Source organism: Microbacterium sp. NPDC058269 (assembly GCF_042881445.1).
Lineage (GTDB): Bacteria > Actinomycetota > Actinomycetes > Actinomycetales > Microbacteriaceae > Microbacterium.
In genome coordinates, this window is sequence record NZ_JBHVXT010000001.1 from 1,167,850 (window position 1) to 1,185,895 (window position 18,046).

19 protein-coding genes are annotated in these 18,046 nt (G+C 69.4%); 9 read left to right on the top strand and 10 right to left on the bottom strand.

What is annotated here, in order from left to right:
* The first annotated feature begins 97 nt into the window (after positions 1-97).
* Positions 98-988, top strand: a complete 891-nt coding sequence (locus ACFVWL_RS05800) for a DMT family transporter (protein ID WP_387179682.1) — start codon at positions 98-100, stop codon at positions 986-988.
* Here ACFVWL_RS05800 and ACFVWL_RS05805 read toward each other — a convergent pair.
* Positions 978-1,997, bottom strand: coding sequence for a zinc-dependent alcohol dehydrogenase family protein (locus ACFVWL_RS05805; protein WP_387179685.1), 1,020 nt, complete (start codon positions 1,995-1,997; stop codon positions 978-980). The two genes, ACFVWL_RS05800 and ACFVWL_RS05805, sit on opposite strands and share 11 nt — an antisense overlap.
* A 128-nt stretch (positions 1,998-2,125) precedes the next feature.
* Between ACFVWL_RS05805 and ribA the strand changes: the two genes are divergently transcribed.
* The 4 genes from ribA to ACFVWL_RS05825 all read left to right on the top strand — a co-directional run bounded on the left by ribA (position 2,126) and on the right by ACFVWL_RS05825 (position 4,679).
* Positions 2,126-2,785 (top strand): GTP cyclohydrolase II, encoded by a 660-nt coding sequence (ribA, locus tag ACFVWL_RS05810; RefSeq protein WP_387179688.1) that lies wholly within the window; start codon positions 2,126-2,128, stop codon positions 2,783-2,785.
* Between the two features lie 29 nt (positions 2,786-2,814).
* Entirely contained in the window at positions 2,815-3,288 is a 474-nt protein-coding gene (locus ACFVWL_RS05815) for a MarR family winged helix-turn-helix transcriptional regulator (RefSeq protein WP_387179691.1), read from the top strand.
* Between the two features lie 71 nt (positions 3,289-3,359).
* Positions 3,360-4,247, top strand: coding sequence for a helix-turn-helix transcriptional regulator (locus ACFVWL_RS05820; RefSeq protein ID WP_387179694.1), 888 nt, complete (start codon positions 3,360-3,362; stop codon positions 4,245-4,247).
* A gap of 66 nt (positions 4,248-4,313) precedes the next feature.
* Entirely contained in the window at positions 4,314-4,679 is a 366-nt protein-coding gene (locus ACFVWL_RS05825) for a helix-turn-helix domain-containing protein (protein ID WP_387179697.1), read from the top strand.
* 73 nt (positions 4,680-4,752) lie between these two features.
* Here the strand turns inward: ACFVWL_RS05825 and ACFVWL_RS05830 are convergent, their stop codons facing one another.
* The 3 genes from ACFVWL_RS05830 to ACFVWL_RS05840 form a co-directional block, all read right to left on the bottom strand.
* Positions 4,753-5,343 (bottom strand): ClpP family protease, encoded by a 591-nt coding sequence (locus ACFVWL_RS05830; protein ID WP_387179700.1) that lies wholly within the window; start codon positions 5,341-5,343, stop codon positions 4,753-4,755.
* Complete coding sequence (locus ACFVWL_RS05835) at positions 5,340-5,954, bottom strand: ClpP family protease (RefSeq protein WP_387179703.1); 615 nt, start codon at positions 5,952-5,954, stop codon at positions 5,340-5,342. The genes ACFVWL_RS05830 and ACFVWL_RS05835 overlap by 4 nt, the downstream gene beginning before the upstream one ends.
* 143 nt (positions 5,955-6,097) lie before the next feature.
* The gene (locus ACFVWL_RS05840) at positions 6,098-7,525 is read right to left on the bottom strand and encodes a hypothetical protein (protein WP_387179706.1); all 1,428 of its coding nucleotides are present in this window, start codon (positions 7,523-7,525) and stop codon (positions 6,098-6,100) included.
* Between the two features lie 214 nt (positions 7,526-7,739).
* Between ACFVWL_RS05840 and ACFVWL_RS05845 the strand changes: the two genes are divergently transcribed.
* Complete coding sequence (locus ACFVWL_RS05845) at positions 7,740-8,213, top strand: acyl-CoA thioesterase (protein WP_387179709.1); 474 nt, start codon at positions 7,740-7,742, stop codon at positions 8,211-8,213.
* Between the two features lie 28 nt (positions 8,214-8,241).
* On the opposite strand, the gene ACFVWL_RS05850 is transcribed toward ACFVWL_RS05845, so the two are convergent.
* Complete coding sequence (locus ACFVWL_RS05850; protein WP_387179711.1) at positions 8,242-9,492, bottom strand: trans-sulfuration enzyme family protein; 1,251 nt, start codon at positions 9,490-9,492, stop codon at positions 8,242-8,244.
* Positions 9,493-9,604: 112 nt separating this feature from the next.
* Here ACFVWL_RS05850 and ACFVWL_RS05855 point away from each other — a divergent pair, with 112 nt between their 5' ends.
* Complete coding sequence (locus tag ACFVWL_RS05855; RefSeq protein ID WP_387179714.1) at positions 9,605-10,072, top strand: Lrp/AsnC family transcriptional regulator; 468 nt, start codon at positions 9,605-9,607, stop codon at positions 10,070-10,072.
* 63 nt (positions 10,073-10,135) lie between these two features.
* On the top strand, positions 10,136-11,845 hold the full coding sequence (locus ACFVWL_RS05860) for an AMP-binding protein (protein WP_387179717.1): 1,710 nt from the start codon (positions 10,136-10,138) through the stop codon (positions 11,843-11,845).
* Between the two features lie 18 nt (positions 11,846-11,863).
* Here the strand turns inward: ACFVWL_RS05860 and ACFVWL_RS05865 are convergent, their stop codons facing one another.
* Together ACFVWL_RS05865 and ACFVWL_RS05870 are read right to left on the bottom strand one after the other, a co-directional pair.
* A complete protein-coding gene (locus tag ACFVWL_RS05865) occupies positions 11,864-12,286 on the bottom strand; it encodes a hypothetical protein (RefSeq protein ID WP_387179719.1) in 423 nt (140 codons plus the stop codon).
* Between the two features lie 134 nt (positions 12,287-12,420).
* Positions 12,421-13,893 (bottom strand): MATE family efflux transporter, encoded by a 1,473-nt coding sequence (locus ACFVWL_RS05870; RefSeq protein WP_387179722.1) that lies wholly within the window; start codon positions 13,891-13,893, stop codon positions 12,421-12,423.
* 155 nt (positions 13,894-14,048) lie between these two features.
* On the opposite strand from ACFVWL_RS05870, the gene cycA reads away from it, so the two are divergent.
* Positions 14,049-15,518: a D-serine/D-alanine/glycine transporter gene (gene cycA, locus ACFVWL_RS05875; RefSeq protein WP_387179723.1), complete on the top strand. Its 1,470-nt coding sequence runs from the start codon at positions 14,049-14,051 to the stop codon at positions 15,516-15,518.
* A gap of 73 nt (positions 15,519-15,591) precedes the next feature.
* On the opposite strand, the gene ACFVWL_RS05880 is transcribed toward cycA, so the two are convergent.
* The 3 genes from ACFVWL_RS05880 to ACFVWL_RS05890 all read right to left on the bottom strand — a co-directional run bounded on the left by ACFVWL_RS05880 (position 15,592) and on the right by ACFVWL_RS05890 (position 18,019).
* Positions 15,592-16,014, bottom strand: coding sequence for a DUF2871 domain-containing protein (locus tag ACFVWL_RS05880; protein WP_387179725.1), 423 nt, complete (start codon positions 16,012-16,014; stop codon positions 15,592-15,594).
* A gap of 101 nt (positions 16,015-16,115) precedes the next feature.
* Positions 16,116-16,739, bottom strand: coding sequence for a response regulator (locus ACFVWL_RS05885; RefSeq protein ID WP_387179728.1), 624 nt, complete (start codon positions 16,737-16,739; stop codon positions 16,116-16,118).
* Complete coding sequence (locus ACFVWL_RS05890) at positions 16,736-18,019, bottom strand: sensor histidine kinase (protein ID WP_387179730.1); 1,284 nt, start codon at positions 18,017-18,019, stop codon at positions 16,736-16,738. The genes ACFVWL_RS05885 and ACFVWL_RS05890 overlap by 4 nt, the downstream gene beginning before the upstream one ends.
* Positions 18,020-18,046: the final 27 nt, after the last annotated feature.

An 18,046-nucleotide genomic window follows, 5' to 3' on the forward strand; every position in this document is an offset into this window, starting at 1 on the left:
TCTTCTTCCGTCACGATTCGAGCGGCGGCCGCGGCCCGTTAGGCTCTATCCGGCGACGTCGAGAAAGGGCCGAACGATGCCCTCTCGACTCCGCTGGATGCGCTTTCGCCCACAAGAGGCCGCGCTCATCGCGATCACCGCGGTCTGGGGCGGCACGTTTCTGCTGGTGCACTGGGCGATGGAGCATTCCGGCCCGTGGTTCTTCGTCGGCATCCGGTTCCTCTTCGCGGGGCTGATCAGCGTCGTGATCTTCCGACGGGTGCTGCGCGGCATCCGCTGGCGCGACGTCGGTGCGGGCGTCGCGATCGGCGTGATGATCTACCTCGGCTACGGCCTGCAGACCCTGGGGCTGCAGAGCATCGACAGCAGCACCTCGGCCTTCATCACCGCGATGTACGTCCCACTGGTGCCGCTCGCGCAGTGGGCCGTGTTCCGCACGCGTCCGCCCGCCATGGCTTTCGTCGGGGCGGCGCTGGCTTTCGTCGGACTGCTGTTCATCGCGGGCCCGGACGCACTCTCCCTCTCCCTCGGCACCGGCGAGATCGTGACCATGATCAGCACGCTTCCGATCGCGGCCGAGATCATCCTGATCAGCCTCTTCGCGGGGAAGATCGACCTCGGACGCATCACCGTCGTGCAGCTGCTGACCGCCGGTGTGCTGGGACTGCTCACCATGCCCGTGGTGGGCGAGGGCGTGCCGGAGTTCTCGTGGATCTGGGTCGGCTGCGCGGTCGGGCTGGGCGCGGCGAGCTGCCTGATCCAGCTGACCATGAACTGGGCGCAGAAATCGGTCTCCCCCACCCGCGCGACCATCATCTACGCCGGCGAACCAGTGTGGGCGGGGGGCATCGGACGCATCGCCGGCGAGCGCCTGCCCGCGACCGCGCTCATCGGCGGGGCGCTCGTCGTGCTCGGGATCCTCGCCAGCGAGCTGAAGGTGGTGCGGCGAAGGGCGAGGCAGGAAGCATCCCCGGACGTCAGACCGTGAGCAGCACCTTCGTGGCGCGGCGCTCGTCCATCGCCCGATATCCCTCCGCCGCGTCCTCGAGCGGAAGGGTGAGGTCGAAGACCTTGCCCGGGTCGATCTTCCGGTCCCAGATGAGCCGGATCAGTTCGGGGAGGAAGCGCCGCACGGGAGCAGGACCGCCGTGCAGGTGCACGCCGGAGAAGAACAGCTCCTCCCCGGGCAGCGCGACGTCGTGCGAGACGCCGACGTAGCCGACGTGTCCGCCGGGGCGCGTGGAGCGGATCGCCTGCATCATCGACTCCTGCGTGCCGACCGCCTCGATCACCGAGTGCGCGCCCAGGCCGTTCGTGAGCTCCTTGATGCGCGCGACGCCCTCATCGCCGCGCTCGGACACGATGTCGGTCGCGCCGAACTCACGGGCCAGTGCCTGCCGGTCGGCATGCCTGCTCATCGCGATGATGCGTTCGGCGCCGAGCTCCCGTGCGGCGAGGATGCCGAGCAGGCCCACCGCACCGTCACCGACGACGGCGACGGTCTTGCCCGGTCCGACCTCGGCGGCGACGGCGGCGAACCACCCCGTGCCGAGAACGTCGGATGCCGCGAGCAGCGAGGGGATCAGGTCTGCGTCGGGCTGTCCGGGCGTCACGACAAGGGTGCCGTCGGCGTGCGGGATGAGCGCGTACTCGGCCTGCGTGCCGAACCGGCCCATCGGGACGACGTGCACGCAGCGGGACTGGTAGCCCGCCTGGCAGATCTCGCACGTGTTGTCCGATGCCATGAACGAGCCGACCACGAAGTCGCCGACCTTCAGCGTCTGCACCTCGTCGCCGATCTCCTCGACCACGCCGACGTACTCGTGCCCCATCGGGGTGTGGTCGACACTGTCGTCACCGCGGTACGGCCAGAGGTCGGACCCGCAGATGCAGGTCGCGGCGATCCGGATCACGGCATCGGTCGGCCGCGTGATGGTGGGCTTCTCCCGCTCCTCGACCCTGACGTCGCCGGGGGCGTGCATGACTACTCCGCGCATTCGTGGTGCTCCTTCTCTCGCGTGCACTCCAGTCCACACTGATTCCCCGGCGGATGGGAGGGTCTGAGGGAACCCCTCGAAATCTAGGGATCCGGGAATACCCGGCAGGACGCCGCGTTGCACCCGACATGATTGAAACTTCAACCGTCGCTCCGGTCGCCACGGAACGCACTCGCGTCCGCGTGCCGCTGCGCTTCGGCGACGGCTTCTCCACCACTGCCGACGTGGTCACGTTCGACGGCCTGGTCGACGGTCGCGAGCACCTGCTGCTCGGACTCGGCGACTGGCGCGCAGCCCTCGAGCGCGCGATCGACGGCGGCGACGCCCCGCTCGTGCGCCCGCACAGCGAGTGCCTGACCGGAGACGTGTTCGGCTCGGAGCGCTGCGACTGCGGCCCCCAGCTGCGCGAAGCCGTCGAGCGCATCGCAGAGGAGGGCGGCTTCCTGCTCTACCTGCGCCAGGAGGGCCGGGGCATCGGCCTCTACGCCAAGCTCGACGCGTACGCCCTTCAGGACGCGGGCCTCGACACCTACGAGGCGAACGTCGCCCTGGGCCACGGCGAGGACGAGCGCGACTACACCGTCGCCGCCCAGATGCTGAACGCACTCGGGGTCGACGGCATCCGCCTGCTGAGCAACAACCCCGACAAGGCCGTTCAGCTCGAAGCGCTCGGCATCCGCGTCACCGAGCGTGTGCGCACCGAGGTGCACCTGTCGGAGTCCAACACCCGCTACCTGCAGGCCAAGCGCGACCACACGGCGCACACCCTCGATCTGTCGGCGGCGTGACCGTCGGCGTGGCACTCCAGGAGGACACGATGACCGCGGAGCAGCAGCATCCGCGTCGACTCGACGACACCGAGATGGACACCTGGCTGCCCGTCATCCGCTTCGTGCAGCTGCTGCCCCAGGTGCTCGACCGCACCCTGAAGGAAGAGGTCGGGCTCAACCACGCGCGCTACGCCATCCTCGTCACGCTGGCGGGTCAGGGCGAGAGCGCCGTCACGATGACCGAGCTCGCCCGTATCGCCGGCCTCAGCCGGTCGCGCCTCAGCCATGCTCTGGACTCGCTCGAGGAACGCGGCTGGGTGGAGCGCACCTCCTGCGGCTCGGACAAGCGCACCCTCTCGGCCGCATTGACCCCGGCAGGGCGGGAGATGCTGCGCACGGCCGCCCCGGTGCACGTCGAGCAGGTGCGGGAACTCGTTCTCGATCCGCTCACCGCTGAGGAGCGCGAACAGCTCGGGGCGATCCTCGGGAAGCTCCTGCCCGGTGTGACCGCGGCGCTCTGAACCGGCGTCGGCCGATCACCGGTACCGCCAGTACCTCCCTCCGCGGTGGCTGAGCGCGTACCGTCGAAGGCATGGACACCCGCAGCGAGGTGCGCGAGTTCCTCTCCACGAGGCGCGCACGCATCACTCCCGATCAGGCAGGGCTCCCCGCATTCGGCGGCAACCGCCGGGTTCCCGGGCTCCGTCGCGAAGAGGTCTCGCTGCTCGCGGGCGTCAGCGTCGACTACTACACACGCCTGGAACGCGGCGATCTGTCCGGCGCCTCCGACAGTGTGCTCGATGCGCTCGCCCGCGCGCTCCAGCTCGACGAGGCCGAGACCGCGCACCTGTTCGACCTCGCCCGGGCCGCGAACGCCTCCCCGATCGCGCGGACGCCGCGGAAGAAGGCAGCCGAGCTGCGGCCGAGCATCCTCCGCCTGCTCGACGCCATGACCGAGGCGCCGGCGATCGTGCGCAACAGCTACTTCGACTACCTCGCCGCGAACAGCCTGGGGCGAGCTCTCTACGCCCCGGTGTTCGCACAACCGCAGCCGAACAGCGCGCGCTTCGCGTTCCTCGATCCGGCGGCGCAGGACTTCTACCCCGAGTGGGAGCGCAACACGCAGGAGCTCGTCGCTGCGATGCGCGGCGAGGCCGGACGCAATCCGTTCGATCGGAAGCTCACCGATCTCGTCGGCGAGCTCTCCACGCGGAGCGATCGGTTCCGCACCCTGTGGGCCGCCCACAACGTGCGCTTCCACCGCACCGGGGTGAAGCGCATCACACATCCCCTGGTCGGGGAGATCGAACTCACCTACGAGGCGTTCGAGCTGCCGGCCGATCCGGGCCTGCATCTGTCGACGTATACGGCGGAGCCGGGGACGGCGTCGGCCGACAAGCTCCGGGTGCTCGCCAGCTGGACGGCGACGGATGCGGAGTCCCCCTCTCCGGAATCCGCACGAGATCGCACCGAGTTCTGACGCCGAGACGTTCTGCTCTGAGCAGAACGCCTCGAGACGCCCAGATGCCGCGGTTTATCGTGAGGCATGGCCGACCTGATCTCGTTCCCGCGCACCCCACGCCCCGACCGCCCGAAGTCGAGTGACCCCGAACCCCTGTGGCGACACATGTTGGGCGATCAGCTGCGGCGCCGACGCCACGAGCGCGAGGAGACGCTCACCGAGACGGCGGAGAAGGCGGGCGTCTCTCCGCAGTACCTCTCCGAGGTCGAACGCGGGCTGAAGGAGCCGTCGAGCGAGATGATCGCCGCGATCGCCGGCGCCCTCGACACGAGCCTGATCGAGTTGACCAGCGCCGTTGCCGACGAGCTGCGCTCGGCTGAGGCCCCCGCATCGACATCCGCTGCGGTGTCGGTTTCGGCCGCGCGCGGCGCCTTCGTCCTCGCCGCCTGACCAGCCACCGCCCCGTCCGCCTGCCCGGTCCCGGGGCCCCGGGACCGGGCAGAACGCGGCTCCTGCTGCGGGGTCAGCCCCGCGCGCCCAGCACGGTGTCGATCAGTCCGTAATCGAGCGCGGCCGCAGCGGTGAACACCCGATCGCGGTCGGTGTCGGCGCGCAGCTCGACGACCGTGCGACCGCTGTGTCTGGCGAGGATCTCCTCCATGTCGGAGCGCACCCGCACCACCTCGTCGGCCGCGAGGATCAGGTCGGGAATCGCGCCGCGAGACTGTCCGGCCGGCTGATGCAGCACGATGCGCGCGTGCGCGAGGGCGGCCCGCTCCCCCGAATCTCCGGCCGCGACGAGGAGCGCAGCCGGACCGATCGCCTGTCCGACGCAGGTCGTCGCGATGCGCGGACGGATGTGCTGCATGGTGTCGTAGATCGCCAGCGCGGCGCCGGGGTCTCCGCCTTCGCTGTTGATGTAGAACTGGATGCCCGACTCCGGGCTGTCCGCGTCGAGGTGCAGCAGCTGCGCGATGAGGGCGTTCGCGACCCCCGCGTCGATGCCGGTGCCGAGGTAGATGACGCGCTCCGCGAGCAGGTGCGAGTACACGTCCATGACACGCTCCCCCCGGGGATGCCGCGCGATGACGTTCGGGATCGTGTAGCTGCTCATGCGTCCGCCCCCAGCCCGACGCGTGCCCGTCGACGCGGCATCACTTCGCCGATCGAGGCGACGATCCCGTCGATGAAGCCGTACTCCTGCGCCTGGCCCGCGGTGTACCAGCGGTCGTGCAGCGAGTCCTCGAAGATGCGCTCGATGGGCTGACCGGTGTCGTCGGCGATGAGCCCGAGCACGGTGTCGCGCATGTGCCGCAGATCGTCGGCCTGGGTCTCGATCTCGCCGGCCGAGCCTCCGATACCCGCGGACCCCTGATGCATGAGGATGCGCGCGTGCGGCAGGACCCGCCGCTTGCCCGGGGTTCCTGCGGAGAGGAGGAACTGTCCCGCGCTGCAGGCGAGGCCGAGAGCCAGGGTCGCGACGTCGTTGGGGATGAGCCGCATGATGTCGCGGATCGCGAGCATCGACGGCACCGAACCGCCGGGCGAGTGGATCCAGAGCGCGATGTCGGCAACCGGATCCTCTGCCGACAGCGCGAGCAGCTGCGTCATCAGGAGAGTGCCGTTGTCGTCATCGAGGGCGCCGTCGAGCACGAGGACCCGCTCGTGGAACAGCGCTCGTCGGGCTTCGGGTCCGAACTGCGGAATGGGGTTGTCTTCGCTCATGCCCCCAGCATCGGCCGCGGCACGTCGCGCCGGGCGGGATTCTGCCGTGGGCGGCTCTGCCCAGAGCGGATGCCGATGGGGAAGCATCCGCTCTGGGCCCCGGGGGAGAGCGGGGTGGATGGGGTCAGGTGAGGTGGATGGGCTCAGGCAGCCAGCGCCAGCGAGCGGCGGTGGGAGATGCGGTGACCGACCCAGAAGCCGATCGCGATCAGTCCGGCGAGGACGATGCCGAGCCCCCACGGCGTCATCGACGGCGCAGCCCCCGCCGTGGCGGTGGCGAGCGTGCCCGAGCCTTCCGCGATCAGGCCGTTGCCCTCGGCGAGGTCGGCGGCTCCGGCTTCGAGCTTGTCTCCGCCCGCCGCGAGATCGTCCGACCCGTCCGCCACCGCGGCCGCTCCCGTCGAGAGCTTTCCGATGCCGAGGTTGAGGTCACTGGCTCCGGACTGCAGTGCGCCGACGCCGGTGGCGAGCGTGCTCGCTCCGTCGTTCAGGCGGGTCGCGCCCGCGCTGAGGTTCGCCGTCCCCGTGTAGAGCGAGGACGCTCCGGTGGAGAGCGTCTGCAGGCCGGAGGCGAGCTTCGCGGCACCGGCCGAGAGCTGCGCGGTGCCGGACTGCAGGGCCTGCGCGCCGGCGACGAGAGCGGGTGCCCCCGGGGGCGCGACCAGCGCCGCGGTGCCGGGCCACTTCTGGGACGCGTCGCCGCTGATGAGCGCGTTGACGCCGGCTGTGACCTTCGCGGAGCCACCGGCTGCGGCGACGAGCCCCTGTGCGAGAGCGGGAGCCGACGCCGCAGGAGCCACCAGAGCGTCGACCTCCCCGTCGACCTGCATGGCGAGCGTGACGAGGTCACGGAGCTTCGCGTCGTCGGGGTAGGTCGCGAGCAGAGCGGTGAGGCCGTCGGCGAGCTGCTGGGAGTGGCCGGGAGCCATGGATGCGAGACCCTTGAGGGTCGCCTCCGTGGACGGCTGCGCCAGGCCCTGCACTGCGGGCGTCACACCCTTGCGAAGCGTGTCGCTGAAACCTGTCGCGCCGACGAGCACGCCGTTCGCATACGCGTGCGCGCCGTTGACCCCTGCCGATAGGGTCGTCATCCCGGCGGCGAGCGTCTGCGCCCCGGCATCCGCCGTCGCCAACTTCGAGGCGAGCTCCTGAGCCCCGGCCAGCGCCGTCTGCGCACCGCCGCTGACCTTGCCCGCACCGACCACCGCGGTCGAAGCGCCGGCGGCGAGGGTGCTCGCACCTTCAGCCAGCGTCGAGGCACCGGTCGCGGCCGTCGTCGCTCCATCGCTCAGCTTCTGCGATCCCTGCTGCGCACTGGCCGCCCCAGTGGAGAGGTCCTGCGTGCCCGCGGCGAGCTGGGATGCACCGGCCGAGAGGTCTGCGGCGCCGGCGGCGAGATCCGCGGAGCCGTCCTTCGCCGATGTCGTGCCGTCGGCGAGCTCGGACGCACCGGCGGCGATCCTGCTCGTCGTCACGAAGAACAGGATCACCATGGCGGCCAGCAGCAGGCTGAGCACGATCACGGCGATGCGCATGCCGATGCCGTGCGAGTGGGGCGTGGTACTCGTCATTGAGAACTCCCGAGGTCAGTGGCGTCGTTGCCACCGGCGACTGTATGGGCGTGCCACGTCTCGGCTCACGGATTTGCCGTTCGATACCAAGTCTCAGAGCAAGCGATACTCAGTTTCTTGTGGCTAGTACACAAACGAGCACGGCGCACCCCTGTGCCTTCCACGAAAACGGACCGTAACATCGCGGACTCACGGCCCGCCTAGCCTCGTGCTCATGGCGAAGCAGAAGGCACCGGCATGGCAGTGGTCGGAAGACGGACTCAACTTCCGCACCCGCAAGTGGGTGCGCCCCGAAGATCTCAACGCGAACGGCTCACTGTTCGGCGGCAGCCTGCTGAAGTGGATCGACGAAGAAGCGGCGATCTACGCGATCGTGCAACTGGGCAACTATCGCGCCGTCACCAAGCACATCTCCGAGATCAACTTCGAAGCCTCCGCCGTGCAGGGAGACCTGATCGAGATCGGCCTGCAGGCCACGCACTTCGGCACGACATCGCTGACCATGCGCGCGGTCGCCCGGAACATGATCACGCGCAAGCGCATCCTCACGATCGAGAAGATCGTGTTCGTCAGCCTCGACGACGACGGAGTGCCGACTCCGCACGGCTACACCGACATCACCTATGACCGCGACCGGATGCCGACCGAGCGCATCGCCACCGGGACGATCCGACTCCCCTCGCTCTGACGCGCCTCGAGAGCGCCGAGCCACCTCCTCAGGCGCGAACTGCCCCCCGGTGTGTCTCGCTCGAGGAGGTGACCCGGTCGGGGAGGGGCGGTTCGACCGGGAGGGCCGGAACGCCGGAGAACGCCTGAGCGAGGTCGGCGATGAGGTCGTCGACGTCCTCCAGGCCGATCGACAGACGCAGCACGTCGGCGGCAGGGCGCGCTTCCGGCGGCACAGGACGGTGGGTGAGCGCCGCCGGATGCTGGATCAGCGAGTCCACTCCGCCGAGCGAGACGGCGTGCGTGAACAGCCTCGTGGCGGTCGTGACCGCAGACGCCGCGGCGAATCCGCCCCGCATCCGCATCGCGACCATCGCCCCGGTGCCCCGCATCTGCCGTTCCAGGATGCCGCGAGGGTCGCCGTCGAGCCCCGGATAGAAGACCTCGGCGACCTCCGGCCGGTCGATCAGCCACTGCACGATCCGCCGCGCGCTCTCCTGCTGGTGACGCACCCGCACCGGCAGCGTCGTGAGTCCGCGGTGCAGCAGGTACGCCCCGAGCGGATGCAGCAGCCCCCCGGTCACCGCCCGCACGCGGCGCAGTGCTTCCGCCGTCTCCTCGCTGCAGGCGACGACGCCGGCGATCACATCGCCGTGGCCGCCGAGGTATTTGGTGGCGCTGTGCAGCGACATCGCCGCGCCGAAGTCGATCGGGTTCTGCAGCACGGGGGTCGCGAAGGTGTTGTCGACCACCACCGGCACCGATCCGGCCTGCCGCACGACATCGGCGATGTCCGCGATATCGAGTGTGGGATTCGCCGGCGTCTCCACGACAACGAGCCCGGTGTCGGGGCGCACGGCCGCCGCGACGTCGGCGGGGTGGCAGTACGTGGTCTCGACGCCGAGCAGCCCGGAGCCGAGCAGGTGGTCGGTGCCTCCATAGAGCGGGCGCACCGCGACCACGTGGCGCGCACCCGTCGCGCCGGTATGCGCGAGGATCACGGCCGTCATCGCGGCCATGCCCGAGGCGAAAGCGACGGAGGCTTCGGCGTGCTCGAGCTCGGCGAGCGCCTCCTCGAACCGGGCCACGGTCGGATTCCACAGCCGCGCGTAGACCATGCTGCCGTCCACCGGTGGTCGACCGCCCGTGGCCATCGCCTCGTACGAGTCCCCACCGCGCTCGATATCGGGGAGCGGATTCGTCGTGGACAGGTCGATCGGCAGCGCATGGACCCCGAGACCCTCGAGATCGGAGCGCCCGCTGTGGACGGCGACGGTGTCAGGATGCAGCGGTGCAGTCATGACTCCACGTTGCCGGAAACACGATGAATCCGCAGAGGTTTGACAGAGGACGCCAGAAGGTAGCGGCAGAACGCTATTCTGTGCAAGAAGCGGCAGGCGAGGAGGCCCCCCGTTGGCGAAAGCACAACTCGACGAGATCGACCTCGAACTGCTCGCGATCCTGACCCGCGACGCCGAGACGACGAACAAGGCGCTCGCCCATCGGCTCGGCCTCGCCGAGTCGACCTGCGCGCATCGGGTGCGGGCGCTGCGCGAGCGCGGTGTCATCCGCGACACCCGCATCCGGATCGACGGCGCGGCCCTCGGGTTCCCGCTGCAGGCGATCATCAAGGTGCGGCTCGCGAACCACACCGGGGCCAAGGTGACGGCGCTCTTCGATGCTCTCGCCGACATCCCGCGCGTGCTCCAGGTGTTCCACGTCGCCGGCGTCGACGACTTCCTCGTGCACGTGGCAGTGCAGGACGCGACGGCCCTGCGCGACATCGTGCTCGAGCACATCACGGTCCATCCCGTCGTGCGCGGCACCGAGACCCAGCTGGTGTTCGAGCTGCGCGACGGACCGGGGGTTCTTCCGCTCTAGCGTCGCCACCACGGCGACCTGGGCCAAGATGGAAGGCACGCCAGCCAGGAGCAAGGGAGCACCATGAGCCGCAGCGCCACCGCCGCCACGCACACCATCCGCGAGATGCGCGACTTCCTCTTCGCGAACGCCACCGACTACGCCGCGGCGCGCGACGGATTCGCCTGGCCGGAGGTCGACCAGTTCAACTTCGCGCTCGAATGGTTCGACGTGGTTGCCGGCGAGAACCCTGGCCGGCCGGCGGTGCAGATCGTCGAGGCCGACCTGAGCCTGCGCTCGTGGACCTACGGCGAGCTCTCGGCGCGGTCCGACCAGGTGGCCGCCTGGCTCACCCACCTCGGCATCCGTCGGGGCGACCATGTGATCGTCATGCTGAACAACACGATCGAGCTGTGGGAGGTGATGCTGGCGATCATGAAGATCGGAGCCGTGTCGATCCCGACCTCGACTCTCCTCTCGGCGACGGATCTCTCCTACCGCGTCGACCACGGGCGTGCTCGCGCGGTCATCACGCTCGGAGCACTCGCCGATCGCCTCGACGGCATCGACACCGACATCCTGCGCATCGGCGTGGGCGGCGACAGCCCGTCCGGATGGGCGCGCTTCGACGACTCGGCCACCGCCCCGACGAGCTTCGAGCCCGACGGCCCCACACCCTCGTCCGACACCGCGCTGCTCTACTTCACCTCGGGCACCACCAACCGGCCGAAGCTCGTGCAGCACACGCACGTGTCCTACCCGATCGGACACCTGTCGACCATGTGGTGGCTCGGTGTGCGCCCCGACGACGTGCACCTCAACATCTCCTCCCCCGGCTGGGCCAAGCACGCCTGGTCGAGCTTCTACTCGCCGTTCCTCGCTGAGGCGACCGTCTTCGTCTACAACTACGCCCGCTTCGACGCGAACACGCTCATGCAGGTCATGGACACCCACCACGTGTCGACGTTCTGCGCGCCGCCGACGGTGTGGCGGATGCTGATCCAGGCCGACCTCGCACGCCTCACCCGCCCGCCGCGCGAGCTGGTGGGCGCCGGTGAACCCCTGAACCCCGAGGTCATCGACCGGGTGCGCGACGCCTGGGGCGGAACGATCCGCGACGGTTTCGGCCAGACCGAGATGACCGCCTGCATCGGCAACTCCCCCGGCCAGACCGTCAAGGTCGGATCCATGGGCCGCCCCCTGCCCGGGTACCCGGTCGTGCTGCTCGATCCCGTCACCGGAGAGGTCGTCGAGGGCGAAGGCGAGATCGCGCTCGACCTGTCGCAGCCGCCGCTCGGACTCATGGCCGGGTACTACGACGATCCGGAGAAGACCGCGGAGTCACGGGTCGGCGGCTATCACCACACCGGGGACATCGCGGTGCGCGACGACGAGGGATACCTCACCTACGTCGGTCGCTCGGATGACGTGTTCAAGGCCTCCGACTACAAGATCTCACCCTTCGAGCTCGAGTCGGTGCTGCTCGAACACGACCTCGTGATCGAGGCGGCCGTGATCCCGAGTCCCGATCCGACGCGTCTGGCCGTGCCGAAGGCGTATGTCTGCTTGAGGCCGGACGCCACGGACGCCGAGCCGGACGCGGCGCGCGCGATCTTCGCCTACGCGCACGAGCGGCTCTCCTCGCACCTGTGGGTGCGGATCATCGAGTTCGTGCCGGAGCTGCCGAAGACCATCTCCGGCAAGATCCGCCGCGTCGAGCTGCGGGCACGCGAGGCCGAGCGGGTGCGGTCCGGCGATGAGACCGGGCAGCACCGGGACCGCGACTACCGCTGAGTTCTCGGCAGTGGTCGGTCAGCGGACGATCGCGACCGAGGCCGTCGCCGGTCCGGTCTTCGTGAGCGCAGGCTTCGACGTCGGAGCGACGGGCGCCTTCGACGCCGGCACCGCCTTCGGCAGCGCCTCCTCGGCCGTGCGGTCGACGCGTCCGGCACCGGCCGCGTTCACGATCGCACGCACAACGCTCCCGATGATCAGCATCGCCACCAGTGACCCGGACGCCACGATCAGCGGCGTCCAATTCTGCGCGAACGACGCCGCGAAACTCATCAGCGCGCCCACGATCCACAGGCCCACCGCGCCCCCGGCGAGCCCACCGGCCCCTCGGATGATCGCGACCGCCGCGACGATCGCGAAGATGGCGGCGAGCGCCGCACCCACGTAACCGATCGGCACCATCACCGCGGCCAGATCACTGGCCACTCTCATTGTCGTCATGACGACCCCCCGTCAGTGGTTACTCCACTCATTCGACGTTAGAAGTGTCTCCCGGAAAGGGCATCCGTCTCAAGTCCGATCCACATCATCCTGGAGGCGGATATCTGTGGGGATCGGACGAGTCGAGGCGGGCGTCAGCGGCGGCGCGGCCAGCGCAGGCGGCGGGCACGCATGACCCGGATCGGCTGGGTGACGACGGCGTCGACGACCATCGATCCATCGGTCGGTCCGACGATCGCGATGGCCGAGGTCTCGGTCGCCTCCGCGGGATCGACGGGCAGCCGCCCGAGCGCCCGGTGGGCACGGACGTAGGCCGGAACGAGCAGCACGATCGCGCCGAGCCAGGCGAGCGGGTTGCTCAGAGCGACACCGTCGAATCCGATCCACGCACCCAGCACGATGGCCGCCCCCACGCGCATCACGAGCTCGATCACCCCGGTCACGGTGGGGACGAGTGTGTGGCCGAGTCCCTGCAGGGCGCCGCGCAGCACGAACAGCATGCCGAGGGCCCAGTAGCCGCAGCCGTTGATGATGAGCATCCGATGCGCCTCGTCGACGACGATGTCCGACCCCTCGCCGATGAACAGGCGCACCATGGGCGCCCCGAAGGCGATCAGCAGTCCCCCGAGCACGAGACCGGCGACCACGGCCATCCAGGTCGCCTCGACCACACCGCGACGGATGCGGTCGGGACGACGGCCGCCATGGTTCTGCGCCGCATACATCGAGACGGCGAGTCCGAGCGACGAGAGCAGCGCGACCGCGAGGCTGTCGACGCGGGATCCCGTGGTGTACGCCGCGACCGCATCCGCTCCGAGGGTGTTCAGCGCCACCTGCACGGTGAGCGTGCCGATCGCGATGATCGACGCCTGGAAGCCCATGGGCAGACCGAGCCGCAGGTGCTCGGCGATGTCGCCGCGGGTGATGCGCCAGTCCGGCCGGCGCAGGTGCAGCATCGGCAGTCGGCGGCGCACGAACTCCAGGCACAGCGCCACCGAGACGGCCTGCGCGACGACGGTCGCGAGGGCTGCACCACCCACACCCCATTCCAGCGGGCCGACCATCAGCACGACCAGCCCGACGTTCAGCGCGCACGAGACGGTGAGGAACACCAGCGGCGTCTTCGAGTCTCCGATCGCGCGGATGATCGCGGAGAGGTAGTTGAAGAACATCGTCGCGCTCGCGCCGAGGAAGCTGATCTGCGTGAAGATCGTGGCTTCGGCCATCAACTCGGGGGGTGTCTGCAGCAGGGCGAGGATCGGACCGGCGAGGAGGGGCGCTCCGATCGTCAGGATCACACTCGTGACGGCGCTCAGCAGAACACCCGTCGCGACCGAACGGCGCACGGCCGCGTCGTCTCTCGCGCCGAAGGCCTGCGCGATCGGGATCGCGAAACCACTCGTCAGACCCCAGGCGAAACCGAGCAGCAGGAAGAGCAGGCTTCCGGTCGCGCCGACCGCCGCGAGGGAGGTGACGCCGAGGTGCCGTCCGACGACGATGGCGTCGGCGAACTGGTACAGCTGCTGCACCACGTTGCCGAGGAGCAGGGGGATCGAGAAGGCAAGGATGACGCGCCACGGGCGGCCCGTGGTGAGGGAGGTGGCCATGAAGGAGCGGCTCGCAGGACTGAGGGGATGATCGGGGGTGGAGCAAGCCTATCGAATCGATTCGGCGAAGGGGAATACCGCATCTCGATTCCGCGCATCGCGGGGTCGGAAGGTAACTTCGGAGCGACACCGTCGACGACGACCGGAGGAAGAAAGTGACGAAGCAGTACACGGGGGGAACCGGACGCGAGCGCGATGTCGCCGCGGACGGAGAGGAACAGCACCTGCGGCGCGCACTGAGCAACCGCCACATCCAGCTGCTCGCGATCGGCGGGGCCATTGGCACCGGACTGTTCATGGGCAGCGGCAAGACGATCTCGGTCGCGGGCCCGTCGGTGATCTTCGTCTACATGATCATCGGCTTCATGCTGTTCTTCGTCATGCGGGCCATGGGCGAGCTGCTGCTGTCGAACCTGAAGTACAAGTCGTTCAGCGATTTCGCCAGTGACCTGCTCGGACCCTGGGCAGGGTTCTTCACCGGATGGACCTATTGGTTCTGCTGGGTGGTGACCGGCGTCGCCGACGTGATCGCGATCGCCGGATACACGGATGCGCTCATCCCCGGCATCCCGCTGTGGATCCCCGGCGTGCTGGTCATCGTCATCCTCCTCGCCCTGAACCTTCCCACGGTCGCCGCGTTCGGCGAGATGGAATTCTGGTTCGCGCTGATCAAGATCGTCGCGATCGTGGCGCTCATCATCACCGGTCTCGTGATGATCTTCACCGGATTCCAACACGACGCCGGAACCGCGAGCTTCTCGAACCTGTGGGACAAGGGCGGCATGTTCCCGCACGGGTTCATGGGCTTCGTCGCCGGGTTCCAGATCGCGGTGTTCGCGTTCGTCGGCATCGAGCTCGTGGGCACCGCTGCGGCGGAGACCAAGGATCCGAAGCGCAACCTGCCCAAGGCCATCAACGCGATCCCGATCCGCGTGCTGCTGTTCTACGTCGGCGCGCTCATCGTGCTGATGGCGGTCACCCCGTGGACCGAGTACGTCGCGGGCGAGAGCCCGTTCATCGCGATGTTCGCTCTCGCCGGACTCGGGATCGCCGCCACCGTGGTCAACCTCGTCGTGCTCACCTCGGCCATGTCGAGCGCGAACTCCGGTATCTACTCGACCTCGCGCATGGTGTTCGGCCTGGCGCAGGACGGCGACGCCCCGCGGGTCTTCGCCCGCCTCTCCCGCCGCCGCGTGCCGCAGAACGCGCTGTTCCTGTCGTGCATCCTGCTGCTGTCGGGCGTCGTGCTGCTGTATGCGGGCAAGGACATCGGCACCGCCTTCGACATGGTGACCACGGTATCGGCGCTGTGCTTCATGTTCGTGTGGACGATCTTCCTGTGCAGCTACCTCGTGTACCGGCGCACCCGCAAGGACAAGGTCGCCGCCTCGACGTTCCGGATGCCCGGCGGCGTGTTCATGGTCTACGTGGTGCTGGCGTTCTTCGTGTTCATCCTGTGGGCGCTCACGACGCAGCCTGACACGCTGACCGCGCTGCTCGTGACGCCGATCTGGTTCGTGGTGCTGTTCGTGGCGTGGCTGTTCGTGCGACGCTCACCGAACCATCTGAAGCGGCACGCGGCGCACATCGCCCACCTGCGCGACGACTCGGTCGAGGCGGACTGACGGCCCCCGTTTCGAATCGCGCAAATGGTCGCATTCCAGCCGGAAGTGCGACCAGTTGCGCGATTCGAAGGCGTCAGACGGCGGGCTTCGTCGCGAACAGACGCTTTCGCAGCGCGAGGAACAGCAGGACCATGCCGGCGCTGAGCAGGATGTGTCCCATGCCGGCGATGCCCGCGATCATGGCGGACGACTCCTGGCCGAGCACCGTGAGGCAGCCGTGCCAGACCATCATGGCCGACGTCAGCACGAGACCCGCGTTGTACAGCCAGAAGAACCAGCCGAACAGACGGCTCTCGGAGAGGGCGAACGCCTTCTCGAGGAGCAGGACGATCAGGAGCACGATGAAGCCCAGCACGAGCAGGTGCGTGTGCACGAGGCCGAGCTGCGTCGCCTCCCCCTCGGGGAAGTCGTTCATCTTGGTGAACTCTCGGTAGAAGAGTCCGGAAGCGACGCCCACGAGCATGTAGGCGAACGCGGCGGTGAAGAGCCTGCGCATCGGGAATCCTTTCGGTCTGATTCCAGCCTCGACTCCGTGGCCACCCCGAGGATCCATCGAACGGTTGAGATGCGGAGGAGGTCTCGTGGGAACGGCCGAATTCAGAGCAACCCGGACTCGCGCGCGATGGCGATGGCGCGTGCGCGGCTGTCGGCACCGAGTTTCTCGAACACGTGCACCAGGTGGGTCTTCACGGTGGCTTCGGTCACGAACAGGGTCTTCGCGATCTCGCGGTTGGAGGCGCCGGTGTCGAGCAGCCGGAGCACCTCCAGCTCGCGGTCGGTCAGGCGCACCCGCGGCGTGCGCATGACCTGCACGACACGCGCGCTGAGCTCGGGGGTGAGCACGAGTCCGCCGGAGGCTGCCTGCCGGATCGCGCGCACGATGTCGTCGGGCGCGACGTCTTTGAGCAGGTAGCCGGCCGCTCCCGCCTCGATCGCCCCGAGGATCTCGGCGTCGCGGTCGAACGTCGTCAGGATCAGCACAGCGGGTGCCGGCTGCTGCGCTCGGAGGGCGGCGGTCGTCTGCACGCCGTCCATGCCCTCGCCGAGCCGCAGGTCGCACAGCACGACATCCGGGTGCAGGTGCCGGGAGAGAGCCACGGCCTCCTCGCCGGATGCCGCCTCGCCGACCACCTCGACGTCGTCGCGCCGGTCGAACAGCGAGCGCACCCCGGCCCGGACGATGGGGTGGTCGTCGACGAGGAGCACACGCACCGGGGTCATACTTCTCCTCCGCTCCGCCGCCCCTGAGCAGTGCCGCCCAGGGGGATGTGGGCCGAGAGCGCGGTGCCGTCGCCCGGGGCGCTCTCCACATCGAGGCCCCCTCCGAGCTCGCGCAGGCGCGCACGCATCGAGCGCAATCCGTAGCCGCCACCCTGACTGCCGACACCGCCCTGCGCATCCCAGTGCCGCGCGTCGAATCCGATCCCGTCGTCGACGATGTCGAGCCGCACGGCGTCGCCGGCATCGGCAAGGGTGACCACGACCCGAGAGGCCGACGCGTGGGAGCGCACGTTCGCGAGGGCCGACTGCGCCGTCCGCAGAAGGGCCACCTCGGCGTCGATGCCGAGCGACGGCAGGTCGTCGTCGGCGTGCAGGGTCGCCTCGATCCCGGTCTCGTCGGCGAGGCGCTCCAGCATCCGGGCGAGGGCGTCACCGAGCGCCGTGGACTCCAGCTCGGCCGGCATCAGCGCGTTGACGATGCGTCGCGCATCCGCCATCCCCTCGGCGGCGAGCGCACCGATCTGCTCGAGCGCCCGCGTGCGCTGGGCCGGATCGTCCGCCTCCAGGGCGGAACGCGCCAGCATCCCGATCGACGACACGCTCTGAGCCACGGTGTCGTGGATGTCGCGCGACACGCGGGTGCGCTCGGCGCTCGCCCCCGACTCGCGCTGCGTGCGGGCGAGCTCATCCTGCAGCGCGGCCATCTCCTCCTGCGTCGCGACGAGCGAGGCGATCAGTCGTCGCCGCTCCCGGCCGTCGCGGACGAGCTCGAGGTACCCGCGGGAGATCCCCAGCGCGAAGACGCCGCCCACGAGGGGTCCGATCACGTTCGCGTAGGTCGTGGTGCCGGTGTGCAGCAGCGGGGCGGTGACCACCACGGCGAGCACCGCCACGCTGAGCAGCAGCGCCCACCGCAGGCGCATCACGAAACCGGCGAGCAGCCAGAGCGGGAAGGCGAGCCAGACGAACTCCGGGGAGACCACGACGGCGCCGAGCCAGATGAGCGTCAGCCCCAGCAGCCACCAGGTCGCCAGACGGCGGTCGGAGGTGCGTTCGCTGAGCAGGAGCCCACCGCCGTACCAGCCGAGGAAGACGAGCGAGAGGGCGAGGACCCACGGGAGCGGCACGCCGTCCGCCGCGGCACGCCAGGCCCCGATCACGAGCAGCACGACCGTGATGACGGCCTGGCCGATCCGGATCGATCCGACCAGGCTCGCCCACGTACGCGGGGTGCGGAATCCGGCCGCGCGCTCGCCCCGGCCGGCGCGTCCGGTTCGCATCGGCTCGGTTCGCGTCGGCTCGGTTCG

What these genes read in the sequence shown, in the direction of transcription:
- ACFVWL_RS05830 (WP_387179700.1), bottom strand. Translation starts at nt 5,343, where the DNA reads ATGAGCAGCTACACGATCCCGAACGTCATCGCGCGGCATCCCCGGGGG.
- ACFVWL_RS05885 (WP_387179728.1), bottom strand. Translation starts at nt 16,739, where the DNA reads ATGACCCCGGTGCGTGTGCTCCTCGTCGACGACCACCCCATCGTCCGG.
- ACFVWL_RS05870 (WP_387179722.1), bottom strand. Translation starts at nt 13,893, where the DNA reads ATGGCCACCTCCCTCACCACGGGCCGCCCGTGGCGCGTCATCCTTGCC.
- ACFVWL_RS05820 (WP_387179694.1), top strand. Translation starts at nt 3,360, where the DNA reads ATGGACACCCGCAGCGAGGTGCGCGAGTTCCTCTCCACGAGGCGCGCA.
- ACFVWL_RS05890 (WP_387179730.1), bottom strand. Translation starts at nt 18,019, where the DNA reads ATGCGAACCGGACGCGCCGGCCGGGGCGAGCGCGCGGCCGGATTCCGC.
- ACFVWL_RS05845 (WP_387179709.1), top strand. Translation starts at nt 7,740, where the DNA reads ATGGCGAAGCAGAAGGCACCGGCATGGCAGTGGTCGGAAGACGGACTC.
- ACFVWL_RS05805 (WP_387179685.1), bottom strand. Translation starts at nt 1,997, where the DNA reads ATGCGCGGAGTAGTCATGCACGCCCCCGGCGACGTCAGGGTCGAGGAG.
- ACFVWL_RS05880 (WP_387179725.1), bottom strand. Translation starts at nt 16,014, where the DNA reads ATGCGCAGGCTCTTCACCGCCGCGTTCGCCTACATGCTCGTGGGCGTC.
- ACFVWL_RS05840 (WP_387179706.1), bottom strand. Translation starts at nt 7,525, where the DNA reads ATGACGAGTACCACGCCCCACTCGCACGGCATCGGCATGCGCATCGCC.
- ACFVWL_RS05800 (WP_387179682.1), top strand. Translation starts at nt 98, where the DNA reads ATGCGCTTTCGCCCACAAGAGGCCGCGCTCATCGCGATCACCGCGGTC.
- ACFVWL_RS05865 (WP_387179719.1), bottom strand. Translation starts at nt 12,286, where the DNA reads ATGACGACAATGAGAGTGGCCAGTGATCTGGCCGCGGTGATGGTGCCG.
- ribA (WP_387179688.1), top strand. Translation starts at nt 2,126, where the DNA reads ATGATTGAAACTTCAACCGTCGCTCCGGTCGCCACGGAACGCACTCGC.
- ACFVWL_RS05825 (WP_387179697.1), top strand. Translation starts at nt 4,314, where the DNA reads ATGGCCGACCTGATCTCGTTCCCGCGCACCCCACGCCCCGACCGCCCG.
- ACFVWL_RS05860 (WP_387179717.1), top strand. Translation starts at nt 10,136, where the DNA reads ATGAGCCGCAGCGCCACCGCCGCCACGCACACCATCCGCGAGATGCGC.
- ACFVWL_RS05835 (WP_387179703.1), bottom strand. Translation starts at nt 5,954, where the DNA reads ATGAGCGAAGACAACCCCATTCCGCAGTTCGGACCCGAAGCCCGACGA.
- ACFVWL_RS05815 (WP_387179691.1), top strand. Translation starts at nt 2,815, where the DNA reads ATGACCGCGGAGCAGCAGCATCCGCGTCGACTCGACGACACCGAGATG.
- ACFVWL_RS05850 (WP_387179711.1), bottom strand. Translation starts at nt 9,492, where the DNA reads ATGACTGCACCGCTGCATCCTGACACCGTCGCCGTCCACAGCGGGCGC.